14 protein-coding genes are annotated in these 14,436 nt (G+C 66.4%); 7 read left to right on the forward strand and 7 right to left on the reverse strand.

The window, feature by feature from the left end; genetic code table 11:
* Positions 1-175 precede the first annotated feature (175 nt).
* The 3 genes from PNI01S_RS14485 to ehuR all read right to left on the reverse strand — a co-directional run bounded on the left by PNI01S_RS14485 (position 176) and on the right by ehuR (position 3,729).
* Positions 176-1,168, reverse strand: a complete 993-nt coding sequence (locus PNI01S_RS14485) for a cyclodeaminase (RefSeq protein WP_084358483.1) — start codon at positions 1,166-1,168, stop codon at positions 176-178.
* On the reverse strand, positions 1,161-2,135 hold the full coding sequence (gene eutB / locus PNI01S_RS14490; protein WP_084358484.1) for a hydroxyectoine utilization dehydratase EutB: 975 nt from the start codon (positions 2,133-2,135) through the stop codon (positions 1,161-1,163). The genes PNI01S_RS14485 and eutB overlap by 8 nt, the downstream gene beginning before the upstream one ends.
* Positions 2,136-2,334: 199 nt before the next feature.
* Positions 2,335-3,729, reverse strand: coding sequence for a MocR-like ectoine utilization transcription factor EhuR (gene ehuR, locus PNI01S_RS14495; protein ID WP_024765022.1), 1,395 nt, complete (start codon positions 3,727-3,729; stop codon positions 2,335-2,337).
* A gap of 407 nt (positions 3,730-4,136) precedes the next feature.
* Here ehuR and ehuB point away from each other — a divergent pair, with 407 nt between their 5' ends.
* The 4 genes from ehuB (at position 4,137) to ehuA (ending at position 7,262) form a co-directional block, all read left to right on the forward strand.
* On the forward strand, positions 4,137-4,991 hold the full coding sequence (ehuB, locus tag PNI01S_RS14500; RefSeq protein ID WP_024765021.1) for an ectoine/hydroxyectoine ABC transporter substrate-binding protein EhuB: 855 nt from the start codon (positions 4,137-4,139) through the stop codon (positions 4,989-4,991).
* Between the two features lie 77 nt (positions 4,992-5,068).
* Positions 5,069-5,725, forward strand: coding sequence for an ectoine/hydroxyectoine ABC transporter permease subunit EhuC (gene ehuC / locus PNI01S_RS14505; protein ID WP_024765020.1), 657 nt, complete (start codon positions 5,069-5,071; stop codon positions 5,723-5,725).
* A complete protein-coding gene (gene ehuD / locus PNI01S_RS14510; protein ID WP_024765019.1) occupies positions 5,725-6,381 on the forward strand; it encodes an ectoine/hydroxyectoine ABC transporter permease subunit EhuD in 657 nt (218 codons plus the stop codon). The genes ehuC and ehuD overlap by 1 nt, the downstream gene beginning before the upstream one ends.
* Before the next feature lie 56 nt (positions 6,382-6,437).
* The gene (gene ehuA / locus PNI01S_RS14515) at positions 6,438-7,262 is read left to right on the forward strand and encodes an ectoine/hydroxyectoine ABC transporter ATP-binding protein EhuA (RefSeq protein WP_084358485.1); all 825 of its coding nucleotides are present in this window, start codon (positions 6,438-6,440) and stop codon (positions 7,260-7,262) included.
* Between the two features lie 76 nt (positions 7,263-7,338).
* Here ehuA and PNI01S_RS14520 read toward each other — a convergent pair whose 3' ends face one another.
* The 3 genes from PNI01S_RS14520 to PNI01S_RS14530 all read right to left on the reverse strand — a co-directional run bounded on the left by PNI01S_RS14520 (position 7,339) and on the right by PNI01S_RS14530 (position 9,961).
* On the reverse strand, positions 7,339-7,605 hold the full coding sequence (locus tag PNI01S_RS14520) for a PilZ domain-containing protein (protein WP_024765017.1): 267 nt from the start codon (positions 7,603-7,605) through the stop codon (positions 7,339-7,341).
* Between the two features lie 57 nt (positions 7,606-7,662).
* Entirely contained in the window at positions 7,663-8,976 is a 1,314-nt protein-coding gene (locus tag PNI01S_RS14525; protein WP_084358486.1) for an Nramp family divalent metal transporter, read from the reverse strand.
* A gap of 97 nt (positions 8,977-9,073) precedes the next feature.
* A complete protein-coding gene (locus tag PNI01S_RS14530) occupies positions 9,074-9,961 on the reverse strand; it encodes a lysophospholipid acyltransferase (RefSeq protein ID WP_024765015.1) in 888 nt (295 codons plus the stop codon).
* Between the two features lie 159 nt (positions 9,962-10,120).
* Between PNI01S_RS14530 and PNI01S_RS28450 the strand changes: the two genes are divergently transcribed.
* Positions 10,121-10,282, forward strand: a complete 162-nt coding sequence (locus PNI01S_RS28450) for a hypothetical protein (RefSeq protein WP_157837663.1) — start codon at positions 10,121-10,123, stop codon at positions 10,280-10,282.
* A gap of 336 nt (positions 10,283-10,618) precedes the next feature.
* On the opposite strand, the gene PNI01S_RS14535 is transcribed toward PNI01S_RS28450, so the two are convergent.
* Complete coding sequence (locus PNI01S_RS14535; protein ID WP_084358487.1) at positions 10,619-11,173, reverse strand: DNA-3-methyladenine glycosylase I; 555 nt, start codon at positions 11,171-11,173, stop codon at positions 10,619-10,621.
* A gap of 189 nt (positions 11,174-11,362) precedes the next feature.
* Here PNI01S_RS14535 and glyQ point away from each other — a divergent pair, with 189 nt between their 5' ends.
* Positions 11,363-12,310, forward strand: a complete 948-nt coding sequence (gene glyQ, locus PNI01S_RS14540) for a glycine--tRNA ligase subunit alpha (RefSeq protein WP_015474809.1) — start codon at positions 11,363-11,365, stop codon at positions 12,308-12,310.
* Positions 12,310-14,364 (forward strand): glycine--tRNA ligase subunit beta, encoded by a 2,055-nt coding sequence (glyS, locus tag PNI01S_RS14545; protein WP_084358488.1) that lies wholly within the window; start codon positions 12,310-12,312, stop codon positions 14,362-14,364. The genes glyQ and glyS overlap by 1 nt, the downstream gene beginning before the upstream one ends.
* Positions 14,365-14,436: the final 72 nt, after the last annotated feature.

The following is a 14,436-nucleotide window of genomic DNA, read 5'->3' on the forward strand; positions in this document are numbered from 1 at the left end:
TCGGGATAGCCCGAGACTTTTGGTTCCCCTCACCCCAACCCTCTCCCAGAGGGAGAGGGGGCAGTCCGAGCCGGCTGACGCCGCGGCTTCATCCTGCACCTGACGGTCCTCTCTCCCGCTTGCGGGAGAGGGTTAGGGCGAGGGCGCTCTTCCCGCGAAGCGGGACGAAAAATTCTCAGCTGCTGAAACGGAATCCCTTGCCCATCCGCTGTGCCCGCTGGAAGGCGAGGCCGGCGATGGCCGTGTCCTGGGCGCCGGTGCCGGTGAGGTCGCAGAGGGTGATGTCCTCGGCGCGCTCACGGCCCTGGCGTTGCCCGGCGATCACCTGGCCCAGCTCGGCGAAATCGGCGTCGAGGCTGACCTCGCCGGCCGCTACCGCGTGGTGCAGCTCGCCCAGCACCAGGGTCTGGCTGAGGCGGTCGGCGACGTAGTGGTCGACGGCGGCCAGCGCTTGGGCGGCGATCTCGTTCTTGTGCTCGGCGTCGGAACCCATGGCGGTGATGTGCAGGCCGGGGCGCAGGTGTTTTTTCTGGATCAGCGGTTCGCGGCTGGGCGTGGTGGTGATGGCGATGTCGGCGCCTTCCAGCGCTTCGTCGACGCTGGCGCAAGGCGTGACCGCAATGCCCAGGCTGCCGCTCAGCTCTTCCGCACATTGCCGCGCCTTGGCGATGTCCCGCGCCCAGACGCTGGCGCCTTCGATGGGCCGCACCAGGCACAGCGCCTTGAGCTGCAGCCGCGCCTGTTCCCCGGCGCCGATCAGCGCGACCTGGCGCGAGTCCTCGCGGGCCAGCCATTTGGCCGCCACTGCGCCGGCGCAGGCGGTACGCACGGCGGTGAGGTAGCCGTTATCCAGCAGCAGCGCGTCGAGCAGGCCGGTTTTCGAGGACAGCAGCATCATCATGCCGTTGAGGCTGGGCAGGCCCAGCTTGGGATTGTCGAAGAAGCCGGGGCTGACCTTGATGGCGAAGCGCGGCAGGCCCGGCAGGTAGGCGGTCTTCACGTCGACTTCGCCGTTGTGCTCGGGCACGTCCAGGCGAAGGATCGGCGGCATCGCCACCGGTGCCGTGGCCAGCAGGCGGAAGGCCTGTTCGACGGCGTCGAGGCTCTCCCGGTCTATCGCCACGCAGGCGCGCAGGTCGGCTTCGCTGAGCAGGGTGACGTCAGCCATGGGCAGTTTCCTCGAGGATCTGTTGGTGTTGTTCGATGGCAATGTTGCGGCCGCTGACCACCACCACCACCGGGCCGACCGGCTCGATCAGGCCGTCCAGCAGCGCGGCGATGCCAACGGCGGCGGCGCCTTCGACCACCTGCCGCTCCTCGCGGTAGGCGTGACGGATACCGGCGGCAATGGAGGGCTCGTCGAGCAGGTGCAACTGGTCGCAGTAGTCACGGGCGAGTGCGAAGGTGTAGCGGTTGTCCAGGCCGATACCGCCACCGAGGGAGTCGGCCAGGGTCGGCAACTCTTCCACGTCCACCGGGTGGCCAGCGGCGAGGCTGGCGGCCATGGCGGCGCCTCGGCGCATGCTGATGCCGTGCACGCGGATGCTCGGGTCCGCCTGCTTGAGCGCCAGCGCCACGCCACCGAACAGGCCGCCGCCGGAGAGCGGTACCAGCACCTGGCGCACGTCCGGCAGTTGTTCGAGGATTTCCAGGCCCAGGGTGCCCTGGCCGGCGATGATCTGTGGGTGATCGAAGGGCGGCAGCAGCGCCGCGCCCTGCTCACGGGCAATGCGTTCGGCTTCGGCCTGGGCGTCGTCCTGGCTGTTGCCGATAATGCAGACTTCAGCGCCCAGTTCGCGGATGGCCTGCACCTTGTTCGCCGGCACCAACTGCGACAGGCAGATGCTGGCGTGCACGCCGAGCATGCGCGCGGCGTGGGCCAGCGCCCGGCCGTGGTTGCCGGTGGAGGCCGCGACCACGCCCTTGGCCTTCTGCTCATCGCGAAGCTGAGCGATCGCGTTGCTCGCGCCGCGCAGCTTGAAGCTGCCGGTGATCTGCTGGGATTCGAGCTTGAGGTACACCGGCGCGCCGAGCAGGCACGACAGGCTGGGCGAATGCTCCAGCGGCGTCTGCCGCACCAGGCCCTGGATGCGCTGGCGTGCGCGGTACAGCTCGACGAGGGGAATCGGCTCCATCTCGACCTCCGGGGAATGCAGTGGGGCCGAGTGTAGGGGCGGGAAATTGTCGCGATGAATGTACTAGGACGATGTCGTTCGCAGAGGGATTTTCGTAGGAGCGAGGGGGGCGCCTAGCCCTTGCTCGCGAACCGTGCTCCCCGGCGGCTCTGGCGCTGGGCGGGTTCGCGAGCAAGCTCGCTCCTACAAAACAGCCACGTCAGAAATCGTGAATCTTCGGGTACTGCCCGAACAGCTCGCGCATGTCCTCCAGCGCGGACACCATGCGCTCGTCGCTGCACTCCGCCCCCATGCACAAACGCACCGCGCGAGGCCTGGGCGTGCCGCGCACCATGAAGGGATCGGGTGGCGTGACGGCGATGTGCCGATGGCGCAGCTCGCGCACCAGGCTGTCCAGCTCCCAATGCTCGGGAATGCCGATCCAGGCGCTGAGGGAATGCGGATCGCAACCGCGCAGATGCTCGCCAAGATGGTCGCGCACCAAGCCCTGGCGCTTCTCCAGCACCTGGCGCTGCAGGCCGATCAGCGCCTGGGCGTTGCCATTGCGAATCCACCGCGAGGCGACTTCCGCCAGCAACGGCGTGGCCATCCAGCTGTTCACCCGCAGGATGCTCTCGGTGCGCAGTGCCAGCCGCCGCGGCATGGCCAGGTAACCGATGCGCAGGCCGGTCAGCACGCTCTTGGTGAAGCTGGTGCAGTAGAACGACAGGTCCGGCAGGTAGTGGCTGAGTGGCGGCGGGCGGCGCTCACCAAGCAGCGGGCCGTAGACGTCGTCTTCGATCACGTGAACGCCGTAGCGCTGGGCGATGGCGGCGATCTCGCGGCGGCGCGCGTCGGGCATCAGGCAGGAGGTCGGGTTGTTCAGGTTGGGCGTGCAGACCAGCGCGGTGATGCGCTCGTTCGCGCAGAGGTCTTCGAAGTGCTCGGGGTCGATGCCCTGCTTGTCGATCTCCACGCCCTTCAGGGTAAAACCCAGTACCTGGGAATTGCCGATCACGCCGTGGTCGGTGAGCTGTTCGCAGAGCACCACGTCATCCGGCCCGGCCAGTGAGGCGAGCGCGAGGAAGATGCCGTGGGCGGCGCCGTTGGTGATCAGCACGTCATCGCGCTCGCGTTGCAGGCCCAGCTGCGCCAGCCATTGCACACCGGCATCGCGGTGCGCATCGAAGCCGGCGACCGGGCGGCAGGCGCGCATCCAGGGCTGGTCGGTTTCCTGCGCCAGCGCGCGGCAGGTGTCCTGCCAGAGGCGGTCGTGCTCGCGCGTGTGGACGATGCTGGCGATGGAGAAATCCACCAGTGCGCGCTCGGGGTGGTCGACCATGTAATGGGCCATGCCCTCGGTCATCCGCCGCGAGACGAAGCTGCCACGCCCCACCTCGCAGCGCACCAGACCCTGGCGCTCCAGCTCCTTGTAGGCATTGGTCACCGTCTGCACGCTGATCCCCAGGCCATCGGCGACGTGGCGCTGCGGCGGCAGGCGCTGGCCGTCGCTCAGGCGGCCCTGCTCGATGTCGCCGGCAATGGCCTGCACCAATGTCTTGTACTTGGATTCGCCGACCCGCAGGTCGGCCAGGGCGCGACGCCAGGCTTCCATCTTCAGCGCTCCGTCTGGTCAGGGGTGCAGAGTGACCGACCGGCACACCGGCGGCAATTGTCCTAGTGCAATGTCGATAAAGAAGTGGCTTGCGTATGCTCGGGCGCAGGACACCGCATGGCACACCGGGTCGCATTGTCAGGCCCGCGCAGAAAAAACCTTCGGATGCGTTCGTCGCGACGGTGGCTTTTTCCCGCCGCGCAGCTGTCGATCGGGAAGAGCCGCAAGGCGCCCGGCCTTAGTCTGGCGTCGAGCTTCTCGGCAACGTCTGCGACAGCGCCGAGAGAACTTCGGAAGGCCCCACCCGGGGCCCGACCTACAAGAACAACAGTCGTACGACATTGCTACCTGCCATCCATCGCCGCGCGCCATGAGCGTTCGGCAAGAGAAGTCCAGGAGATCCGAAGATGAGTACCGCCCCTGTTTTCCTGCGCCGCCTGAGCCTCGCCTGTACCCTCGCCGCCGGCGCCCTGGCCAGCGCCGGCAGCTACGCCGAAACCACCCTGGAACGCATCCAGAGCACCGGCACCGTGCGCATCGGCTACGCCAACGAAGCGCCCTTCGCCTACACCGAGACGTCCGGCAAGGTCACTGGGGAATCCCCGGAAATCGCCACGCAGATCTTCACGAAAATGGGCGTGAAGAAGATCGAGCCGGTGCTCACCGAATGGGGCGCGCTGATCCCCGGCCTGCGCGCCGGCCGCTTCGACGTGATCGCTGCCGGCATGTACATCACCCCGCCGCGTTGCCAGCAGGTGATCTTCACCGACCCCCACTACCAGATTCCCGACACCCTGCTGGTGAAGAAGGGCAACCCGAAGAACCTGCACAGCTACGCCGACGTGAAGAACAATCCGGACGTGAAGCTGGCGATCATGTCCGGCACCGCCGAGATGGGCTACGCCCGCGCCGAAGGCGTGGCGGAAGAGCAGATCGTCCAGGTGCCGGATACCACCGCACAATTGCAGGCCGTGCGCGCCGGCCGCGCCGATGCCAGCGTCGGCACTGCGCTGACCATGAAGGGCCTGGCGGCCAAGGGCGGTGACGCGGTGGAAGCCATCAGCGACTTCAAGGACGACCCTGCGCACATCGGCTACGGCGCCCTGGCCTTCCGCCCGGAGGACAAGGACCTGCGCGACGCGGTGAACCAGCAGCTCAAGGGCTGGCTGGGTGGCGCCGAGCACCTGGCGACGGTGAAACCGTTCGGCTTCGACAAGTCCAACGTCACCGACAAGACCGCTGCCGAGCTCTGCAAACAGTGACCGTCGCGGGCGCGCGCCTGCCATAGGACGCGCCCGGCCGGCCATTGAGTCGAACCTGTCGTTACAGGATGCGCATCATGGGTGAATTACTTCCTCTGCTGCTGCAGGGCGCCTGGGTCACCGTCCAGGTGACTGTCTTCGGTTCCCTGCTGGCGGTGGCCGCCGCCATTCTTGCCGCGCTCGGCCGGCTCGCGCCGTGGCCGGCGGTACGCTGGCTGGCGATCGGCTACATCGAGCTGTTCCGCGGCACATCGCTGCTGGTGCAGCTGTTCTGGCTGTACTTTGTGCTGCCGTTGCCGCCGTTCAACCTGGAGATGAGCGCCTACAGCGTGGCGATCATCGGCCTGGGCCTGCACATCGGCGCCTACGGCGCGGAAGTCATGCGCGGCGCCATCGGCTCGGTACCCAAGGGACAGTACGAGGCGGCGCTGGCGCTGAACATGACACCGTTCACGCGCTTTCGTCGGATCATTCTGCCGCAGGCGCTGCTCTGCGCGATTCCGCCGGGCACCAACCTGCTGATCGAGCTGCTGAAGAACACCTCGCTGGTGTCGCTGATCACCCTCTCGGACCTGACCTTCCGCGCGCGCCAACTGGACCAGGCGACCTTCGAGACCATGAAGATCTTCGCCCTCACCCTGGTGCTGTACTTCGTCATGGCCCAGCTCATCGTCTTCCTCATGCGGCGCCTGGAGCGCTGGCTGGGGCACGGCCGCATCCACGGAGGCCTGTGATGAAACTCTTCGACTGGGACTTCGCCTGGCAGATCCTGCCGCAACTGCTGCACGCCTCGCTGCGCACCATCGCCATCACCCTGGTGGGCTTCGCCCTGGCGGTGGTGTTCGGCCTGCTCTTCGCCATCGCCCGGCGCAGCCGCCACGCGTGGCTTTCTTGGCCGGCGGCCTGGCTGATCGAATTCATCCGCAGCACGCCGCTGCTGATCCAGGTGTACTTCCTGTTCTACGTGCTGCCGCTCTACGGGCTGAGCATGACCGCACTGGTGGCCGGCACCCTGGGCATCGCCCTGCATTACGCCTGCTACACCGCCGAGGTCTACCGCGCCGGTCTGGAAGCGGTGCCGCGCGGGCAATGGGAGGCGGTTACCGCGCTGAATTTCTCGCCCTTCAAGGCCTACCGCGAAGTGATCCTGCCCCAGGCCATCCGCCCGGTATTGCCGGCGCTGGGCAACTACCTGATCGCCATGTTCAAGGACACCCCGGTGCTCTCCGCGATCACGGTGGTGGAAATCATGCAGCAGGCGAAGAACATAGGCTCCGACAGCTTCCGCTACCTGGAGCCGATCACCCTGGTCGGGGTGTTCTTCCTGCTCATCTCCATCAGCCTGGCCAGCGTCGTGCGCCAGGTGGAAAAACGCACGGCGCTGCCATGACTGACTCTTCCGGAGGAAAACCGATGACTGTTCACTCCCTGCAAACTGCCGGAGCCATGTCCTCCCGCATCGCCACCGAGGATTCGCCGACCGCGCGCGCCGAGGCAGCCCAGCCCATGGTCAGCTTCCGCAACGTGTGCAAGAGCTACGGCAGCTTCAGCGTGCTCAAGGACCTCAACCTGGAAGTGGGCGCCAACGAGAAGGTCGCCATCATCGGCCCCAGCGGCTCGGGCAAGTCGACCCTGCTGCGCGCGCTGATGACCCTGGAGAGCATCGACAGCGGCGTGATCGAGGTGGACGGCGAACCGCTGACCCACGTCAAGCGCAACGACGCCCTGGTGCGCGCGCCGGAAAGCCACGTGCGCAAGGTGCGCAGCAAGATCGGCATGGTGTTCCAGAGCTTCAATCTGTTCCCGCACATGAGCGCGCTGCGCAATGTGATGGAAGCGCCGGTGCAGGTGCTCGGCATGCGCCGCGACGAAGCGCGCGAGCGGGCGGTGGAGCTGCTCGAGATGGTCGGCCTGGGCAACAAGCTCGAGCACTATCCTTCGCAGCTTTCCGGCGGCCAGCAGCAGCGCGTGGCCATCGCCCGTGCCCTGGCGATGCGGCCCAAGGTGATGCTGTTCGACGAGGTGACCTCGGCGCTGGACCCGGAGCTGTGCGGTGAAGTGCTCAACGTGGTGCGCAAGCTGGGCGCCGAGCACAACCTGACGATGCTCATGGTCACCCACCAGATGGGCTTCGCCCGCGAGTTCGCCGACCGCGTGTGCTTCTTCCACCAGGGCAGCATCCTCGAGCAGGGCAGCCCGCAGCAGTTCTTCGGCAACCCGAAGCACGAGCGGACGCGGGCGTTCCTGAGTGCGGTGAACGAGGCGAACTGATGGATTCGGAGGCTTTGCCTTACCTGTAGGACCGAAGGGGCGCCTAGCCCTTGCTCGTTCCTACAAAAAGCAGCCTTCAGGCGTCTGCGACGAAGCGGAAGCCGGCGCCCTCGGCGTCGGTGCGCATCACTTCCATCTCAAGAATCGGTGCATCGAAGGGCATGTCCTGCACCTGGCCGGTGACGCGCGTCCCCGCGGGCAATGCGGCGAGCACTTCATGGCGAACGTAGACGCCGCCGTCCGACAAATCACGGGTGTGGCCGAACACGTCGCCGAAGTCGGGGTGGCTGATCTTGATCCGGCACTTCATCGGGGTCCGCGGGTACTGCCTTTGGTTGGCCATGGATGGCATCCGTCCTGAATGTCAGCGCATTAATGGGCCTCAAACCCATGGGTCAGGTCAAGCCAGCAGTTGCAGCAGCAGCCAGAGATTGGCGGCGCTGATGACACAGAACAAGGTCCACGCCAGCACGCGGGTCAGCAGGCTGTTGACGAACTCGCCCATCAGCGCGCGATCGCTGGTGAAGCGGATCAGCGGCCAGAGTGCGAAGGGCAGTTGCAGGCTGAGCACCACCTGGCTGAGCACCAGCAGCTTGCCGATCGCCTTGTCGCCCAGCATCAGAACGCCGATCAGCGCCGGGATCAGCGCCAGCGCGCGGGTGATCAGGCGGCGCTGCCAGCAGGGAATCTTCATCTGCAGGAAGCCTTCCATGATCACCTGCCCGGCGATGGTGCCGGTGAAGGTGGAACTCTGCCCCGAAGCGAGCAGCGCAACGCCGAAGAGAATCGCCGCCAGCCCGGTACCCACCAGCGGCTCAAGCAGGCGGTAGGCGTCCTGGATCTCGGTGACGCCGGTGTGGCCGTTCTCGTGGAAGGCCGCGGCGGCGAGGATCAGGATGGCGGCGTTGATCAGTAGCGCGAGACTCAGCGAGACCACGGTGTCGATGCGCGTCAGGCGGATCGCCGCAGCCTTGCCGTTGCTGCCGCTGACCTGGCGCGTCTGCACGATCGAAGAGTGCAGGTAGAGGTTGTGCGGCATCACCGTGGCGCCGAGGATACCGATGGCCAGGTACAGCGGCTCGCGTTGGCTGATGGCGTCCCAGCTGGGCAGGAAGCCGGCGGCAACGTCCGGCCAGTGTGGCTTGATGAGAATCAGCTCGACCAGGTAGCAGCCGCTGATGGTGATGATCAGGCCGAGCATGATCGCTTCCAGGTGGCGGAAGCGCTGGCCCTTGAGGCCGAGCACGATGAGCGTGTCGAAGGCGGTGAGGATGACGCCGGTGACCAGGTCGACACCCAGCAACAGGTGGAAGGCGAGGGCGCAGCCGAGCACTTCGGCAAGGTCCGTGGCGACGATCGACAGTTCCGCCAGCAGCCATTGCAGGCGAGCGCCGCCCAGGCTGTAGCGACTGCGCGACAGCTGCGCCAAGTCCTGGCCAGTGACGATTCCCAGACGCATGGCCAGGCACTGCAGGACCATCCCCGCGAGGCTCGACAACAGCACCACGAACAGCAACTGGTAGCCGAAACCGGAGCCGGCCTCGATGGCGGTGGCCCAGTTGCCCGGGTCCATGTAGCCGATGGAGACCAGCAGGCCGGGGCCGGCGAACTGCAGGATGCGCTTCCACAATGGCGCGCTGGCCGCAACCTGGATGCTGCCTTTGACTTCCGAGGGACAGAACGGCGCGGTGGCGGTGGTCGGCAGGCCGAGCATGGGGGGGGTTCCTGGAGCGTGGGACGTTCAGCCTGACGCCCCACGCTTCAATAATCCAGGGGCGCCGTGCCTATCGGGTCGATTGAGCGACGCGCGCTCAGTACCACTTCGCCTCGCCTTCGGGCCGCTTCTTGAAGCGCTTCATGGTCCACATGTACTGGCTCGGGTAGGCGCGCACGTACTTGGCCAGCTCACGGCTGAGGGCTGCCACCGACACTGCCATGTCCTTGTCGTACATGTCCGCCGGCGCCGCTTCGAGGATCACCTTGTAGCCGCTGCCATCGGGCAGGCGCACGGCGTGGAAGAACACCCCGCGCGCCTTGCCGCGCGAGAGCAGCGACGGCACGAACTTGCTGGTCAGCGCGGTGGTACCCAGGTAGGGCACGAACAGGCCCGAGCCGAGGTCCGGTTCCGGGTCACAGGGAATGCCGACGCAGCCGCCATTCTTCACTTCCTTGATCACGCTCTTGATGCCTTCGGGCGTGGACGGCGCTACGCGGTTGCCCAGCTGCACGCGCTGCTTCTTCAGCAGGTCGTCCACCGCCTTCAGCTTGGGCGGGCGGTAGAAGATGATCGGCTTGGCGTAGGAGCAGTAGAAGTGGTTGAGCACTTCCCAGTTACCCAGGTGGCTGGTGATGCCGACCAGGCCGTCACCGGAGGCCAGCGCTTCTTCCAGCACTTCCATGCCTTCCACTTCGCGGATGTACTGCAGCGATTTCTGCGGCGACCACATCCAGGCGCAGGCGCTCTCGGTGAGCGTGCGGCCGATGTCCATCAGACTCCGGCCGACGAGCTTTTCCAGCTCGGCTGCGGACAGCTCGGGGAAGCAGTGCGACAGGTTGATCCGAACGATCTCGCGGGAGCGGTTGGGCAGCTTCCACATCAGCCAGCCAATACCCGCGCCCAATGCGCCCACCGCGCGCCACGGCAGCATGGCGAACAACCGCAGGAAGCCCACCACCAGTGCGCCCTTGAATTTCTCCACGGAAAACTCCTTCAAGCAGATGGCGGCCATTGTAGCCGCTCGCGCCGGCATTTCGGGCATCGCCGGCCGCCTCCACCCAATCAGCACAGAGCGAACACGCGGCGCCCACACCGCGCGCGCAACCTGCGGCCATCCGATCCACAGGCCCGGAGGCCCGCGATGCGTACCCGAACCTTACTTGCACGGCTGTGCTGCCTGCTGGCGATGGGCGCCAGCCTGACGGTGCTGGCTGCCGACGACAGCTCCTCGAATGAAAACAAGGCCCGGATCCGCAGGCGAGCCAGCCCGTCGATGAACTCCTGCCGTTGCCCCAGGGCGTGAACGACAGCGCCATCGGCAGCGCGGTGCCGGGCACACCCGATCCCGGCGCCTGGGGCTCACTGGGCTCAGTGCGTGGTGGTGGCGGAGGAGGGCGGCATGACGCGCCGCCTGTTCGGCTGGAGGTGGTTGCTGCTCGCCGCGCTGGCGGCCTGGCCCAGTTGGCTGCGGCCGACGCGCAAGCTGCACCCGTCGGAAGACTGCTTCCGCGCAACCGGTTACCGCATCGAGCAGATCCAACTGCGCAAGCGCGTGGGAGCAGAAGGTTTGCAGCGCTGCTTCGTCGTCACGCGCGACGGCGTGACGTTGCAGGTCTGCGACTACATCCAGGACGCTGCCTTAGGCGGGGGTCAGCTGGTTGTAGCGGTCGCAGTCGGTGGTGTGGTCCATCACCATGCCGGTGGCCTGCATGAAGGCGTAGCAGATGGTCGGGCCAACGAAATTGAAACCGGCCTTGCGCAGCGCCTTGCTCATCGCCTCGGCCTCGGGCGTCACCGCCGGCACCTGGCCGCGTTCGCTGAAGTGATTGACCTTGGGCTTACCGCCGACGAAGGACCAGAGGAACGTCACCGGGTCATCCAGCTCCAGCCAGGCCCGGGCGTTCTGGCGCGCCGCCTTGAGCTTGGCGAAGTTGCGGATGATGCCCGGGTCCTGCATGCGCTCCTCGATCTCCTCGTCGCTCATGCGCGCCAGGCGCTCGGGGTCGAAGCCGAACAGCACCTCACGGTAGCGCTCGCGCTTCTTCAGCACGGTGATCCACGAAAGCCCCGCCTGCGCGCCTTCGAGGATGAGCATCTCGAACAACGCCCGCGGATCGCGCTGGGGCACTCCCCATTCGGCATCGTGGTAGGCGATGTACAGCGGGTCGTCGTTACACCAGAAGCAGCGGGGCATGGCGATCGTCCTGACAGGGAAAGCCCGACTATAGACAATTCACTGTATGAAAATACAGTCATCCGGCAAATTTTCCGGTCGATTCGTGAACTTCCGCCGGGCGGCCGGAAATCGCTGAGAAGCCCAAGCTGCAGGCGTCTTGGGGTATACTGCCGGGTTTTAGTCGCATATCCAGCACAGGTGAAATTCGTGAGCCAGACTACGCCCGCCGTGCCCACCTTCCAGGACCTGATCCTCGCCCTGCAAAAATACTGGGCCGATCAGGGCTGTGTGGTGCTGCAGCCCTACGACATGGAAGTAGGCGCCGGCACCTTCCACACCGCTACCTTCCTCCGCGCCGTGGGCCCGGAAACCTGGAACGCGGCGTACGTGCAACCCAGCCGCCGCCCCACCGACGGCCGCTACGGCGAGAACCCCAACCGCCTGCAGCACTACTACCAGTTCCAGGTGGTCCTGAAGCCCAACCCGGAAAACTTCCAGGAGCTGTACCTGGGCTCGCTGCAGGCCATCGGCATCGACCCGCTGGTGCACGACATCCGTTTCGTCGAGGACAACTGGGAATCGCCGACCCTCGGCGCCTGGGGTCTGGGCTGGGAAATCTGGCTGAACGGCATGGAAGTCACCCAGTTCACCTACTTCCAGCAAGTGGGCGGCATCGAGTGCTACCCGGTCACCGGTGAGATCACTTACGGCCTGGAACGCCTGGCCATGTACATCCAGGGCGTCGACTCGGTGTATGACCTGGTGTGGGCCGATGGCCCGTTCGGCAAGGTCACCTATGGCGATGTGTTCCACCAGAACGAAGTGGAGCAGTCGACCTACAACTTCGAACACGCCAACGTCGAGAAGCTGTTCGAGCTGTTCGACTTCTACGAAAGCGAAGCCAACCGCCTGATCGAGCTGCAACTGCCGCTGCCTACCTACGAGATGGTCCTCAAGGCCTCGCATACCTTCAACCTGCTGGACGCTCGCCGCGCCATCTCGGTGACCGAGCGTCAGCGCTACATCCTGCGCGTGCGCACCCTGGCCCGCGCCGTGGCGCAGAGCTACCTGCAGGCCCGCGCCCGCCTCGGCTTCCCGATGGCCACACCCGAACTGCGTGACGAAGTACTGGCCAAGCTGAAGGAGGCCGAATAATGAGCGCGAAGGATTTCCTCGTCGAACTGGGCACCGAAGAGCTGCCACCCAAGGCGCTGAAGAGCCTCGGTGAAGCCTTCCTGGCCGGCATCGAGAAGGGCCTGAAGGCCGCCGGCCTGACTTACGCCGCCGCCCGCTGCTACGCCGCGCCGCGCCGCCTGGCCGTGCAGATCGACCAGCTTGCCGTGCAGCAGCCCGACCGTACCGTGAACCTCGACGGCCCGCCGCTGCAGGCTGCCTTCGACGCCAGCGGCAACCCGACCCAGGCCGCCCTGGGCTTCGCCAAGAAGTGCGGCGTGGACCTGGAGCAGATCGACAAGAGCGGCCCGAAGCTCAAGTTCAGCCAGAGCATCCCCGGCCAGCCAGCCGTGGGCCTGCTGCCGGGCGTCGTCGAAACCTCGCTGAACGAGCTGCCGATTCCCAAGCGCATGCGCTGGGCTGCCCGTCGTGAAGAGTTCGTGCGTCCGACCCAGTGGCTGGTGATGCTGTTCGGCGATGACGTCGTCGACTGCGAGATCCTCACCAAGAAAGCCGGTCGCGAATCCCGCGGCCATCGCTTCCACAATCCGGCCAACGTGCGCATCAGCGCCCCGGCCAACTACCTGGAAGACCTGCGCAGCGCCCACGTGCTGGCCGACTTCGCCGAGCGCCGCGAGATCATCTCCAAGCGCGTCGCCGAGCTGGCCGCCGAGCAGAAGGGCAGCGCCATCGTCCCGGCCGACCTGCTGGACGAAGTGACCGCGCTGGTCGAGTGGCCGGTCCCGCTGGTGTGCTCCTTCGAGGAACGCTTCCTCGCCGTGCCGCAGGAAGCACTGATCACCACCATGCAGGACAACCAGAAGTACTTCTGCCTGCTGGACGCCAACGGCAAGCTGCTGCCGCGCTTCATCACCGTGGCCAACGTCGAGAGCAAGGCACCGGAGCACATCGTCTCCGGCAACGAGAAGGTGGTGCGCCCGCGCCTGACCGACGCCGAGTTCTTCTTCAAGCAGGACCAGAAGCAGCCGCTGGAAGCCTTCAACGCCCGCCTGAAGAACGTGGTGTTCCAGGCCCAACTCGGCACCGTGTACGAGAAGGCCGAGCGCGTCTCCAAGCTGGCCGCCTACATCGCCGAGCGCATCGGCGGTGACGCGACCAACGCCGCCCGCGCCGGCATCCTCTGCAAGTGCGACCTGGCCACCGAGATGGTCGGCGAGTTCCCGGAGATGCAAGGCATCGCCGGTTACTACTACGCCACTGCCGGTGGCGAAGCCAAGGATGTCGCCCTGGCGCTGAACGAGCAGTACATGCCGCGCGGCGCTGGCGCGGAATTGCCGGGCACCCTCACCGGCGCCGCAGTCGCCGTGGCCGACAAGCTCGACACCCTGGTCGGCATCTTCGGCATCGGCATGCTGCCCACCGGCAGCAAGGACCCCTACGCCCTGCGCCGCGCCGCCCTGGGCGTGCTGCGAATCCTCATCGAGAAGCAGCTGGACCTGGACCTGGTCGACGCCATCGGCGTGGCTGTGGCCCAGTACGGCGACAAGGTGAAAGCCGAGGGTCTGTCCGAGCAGGTACAGGACTTCGTCTTTGATCGCCTGCGTGCCCGTTACGAGGACGAGGGCGTGGACGTCGCCGTGTATCAGGCCGTCCGCGCGCTCAAGCCGACCGCTCCGCTGGACTTCGACCAGCGCGTGCAGGCCGTCCAGGCGTTCCGCCAGTTGCCAGAAGCCGCAGCCCTGGCCGCTGCCAACAAGCGCGTGTCGAACATCCTGGCCAAGGCAGAAGGCGAGGTGCCTGCCACCGTCAACGCCAGCCTGTTCGCCGAGACCGCCGAGAAGGCCCTTGGCAGCGCCGTGGCAAGCGCCGAAGCGGAAGTAGCTCCGCTGGCCGCGGCTCGCGATTATCGCGCAGCCCTGGCCCAACTGGCGGCCCTGCGCGCACCGGTCGATGCCTTCTTCGAGGAAGTACTGGTCAACGCGGACGACAGCGCCGTGAAGGCCAACCGCTACGCACTGCTGGCCAAGCTTCGCGGGCTGTTCCTCGGCGTCGCCGACATCTCGCTGCTGGGCTGATGCCTGCCTGAGGAAGCCGGGAGTTCGAAACGGTTCACCGTAACGGACTCCCGGCTTTTTCGTTTCCGACTT

It is taken from the genome of Pseudomonas nitroreducens NBRC 12694 (assembly GCF_002091755.1).
Taxonomy (GTDB): domain Bacteria; phylum Pseudomonadota; class Gammaproteobacteria; order Pseudomonadales; family Pseudomonadaceae; genus Pseudomonas; species Pseudomonas nitroreducens.

Excerpts from the sequence above, each read along its gene's own strand:
- PNI01S_RS14485 (WP_084358483.1), bottom strand. The coding sequence starts at position 1,168 with ATGGCTGACGTCACCCTGCTCAGCGAAGCCGACCTGCGCGCCTGCGTG.
- eutB (WP_084358484.1), bottom strand. The coding sequence starts at position 2,135 with ATGGAGCCGATTCCCCTCGTCGAGCTGTACCGCGCACGCCAGCGCATC.
- ehuR (WP_024765022.1), bottom strand. The coding sequence starts at position 3,729 with ATGGAAGCCTGGCGTCGCGCCCTGGCCGACCTGCGGGTCGGCGAATCC.
- ehuB (WP_024765021.1), top strand. The coding sequence starts at position 4,137 with ATGAGTACCGCCCCTGTTTTCCTGCGCCGCCTGAGCCTCGCCTGTACC.
- ehuC (WP_024765020.1), top strand. The coding sequence starts at position 5,069 with ATGGGTGAATTACTTCCTCTGCTGCTGCAGGGCGCCTGGGTCACCGTC.
- ehuD (WP_024765019.1), top strand. The coding sequence starts at position 5,725 with ATGAAACTCTTCGACTGGGACTTCGCCTGGCAGATCCTGCCGCAACTG.
- ehuA (WP_084358485.1), top strand. The coding sequence starts at position 6,438 with ATGTCCTCCCGCATCGCCACCGAGGATTCGCCGACCGCGCGCGCCGAG.
- PNI01S_RS14520 (WP_024765017.1), bottom strand. The coding sequence starts at position 7,605 with ATGGCCAACCAAAGGCAGTACCCGCGGACCCCGATGAAGTGCCGGATC.
- PNI01S_RS14525 (WP_084358486.1), bottom strand. The coding sequence starts at position 8,976 with ATGCTCGGCCTGCCGACCACCGCCACCGCGCCGTTCTGTCCCTCGGAA.
- PNI01S_RS28450 (WP_157837663.1), top strand. The coding sequence starts at position 10,121 with ATGCGTACCCGAACCTTACTTGCACGGCTGTGCTGCCTGCTGGCGATG.
- PNI01S_RS14535 (WP_084358487.1), bottom strand. The coding sequence starts at position 11,173 with ATGCCCCGCTGCTTCTGGTGTAACGACGACCCGCTGTACATCGCCTAC.
- glyS (WP_084358488.1), top strand. The coding sequence starts at position 12,310 with ATGAGCGCGAAGGATTTCCTCGTCGAACTGGGCACCGAAGAGCTGCCA.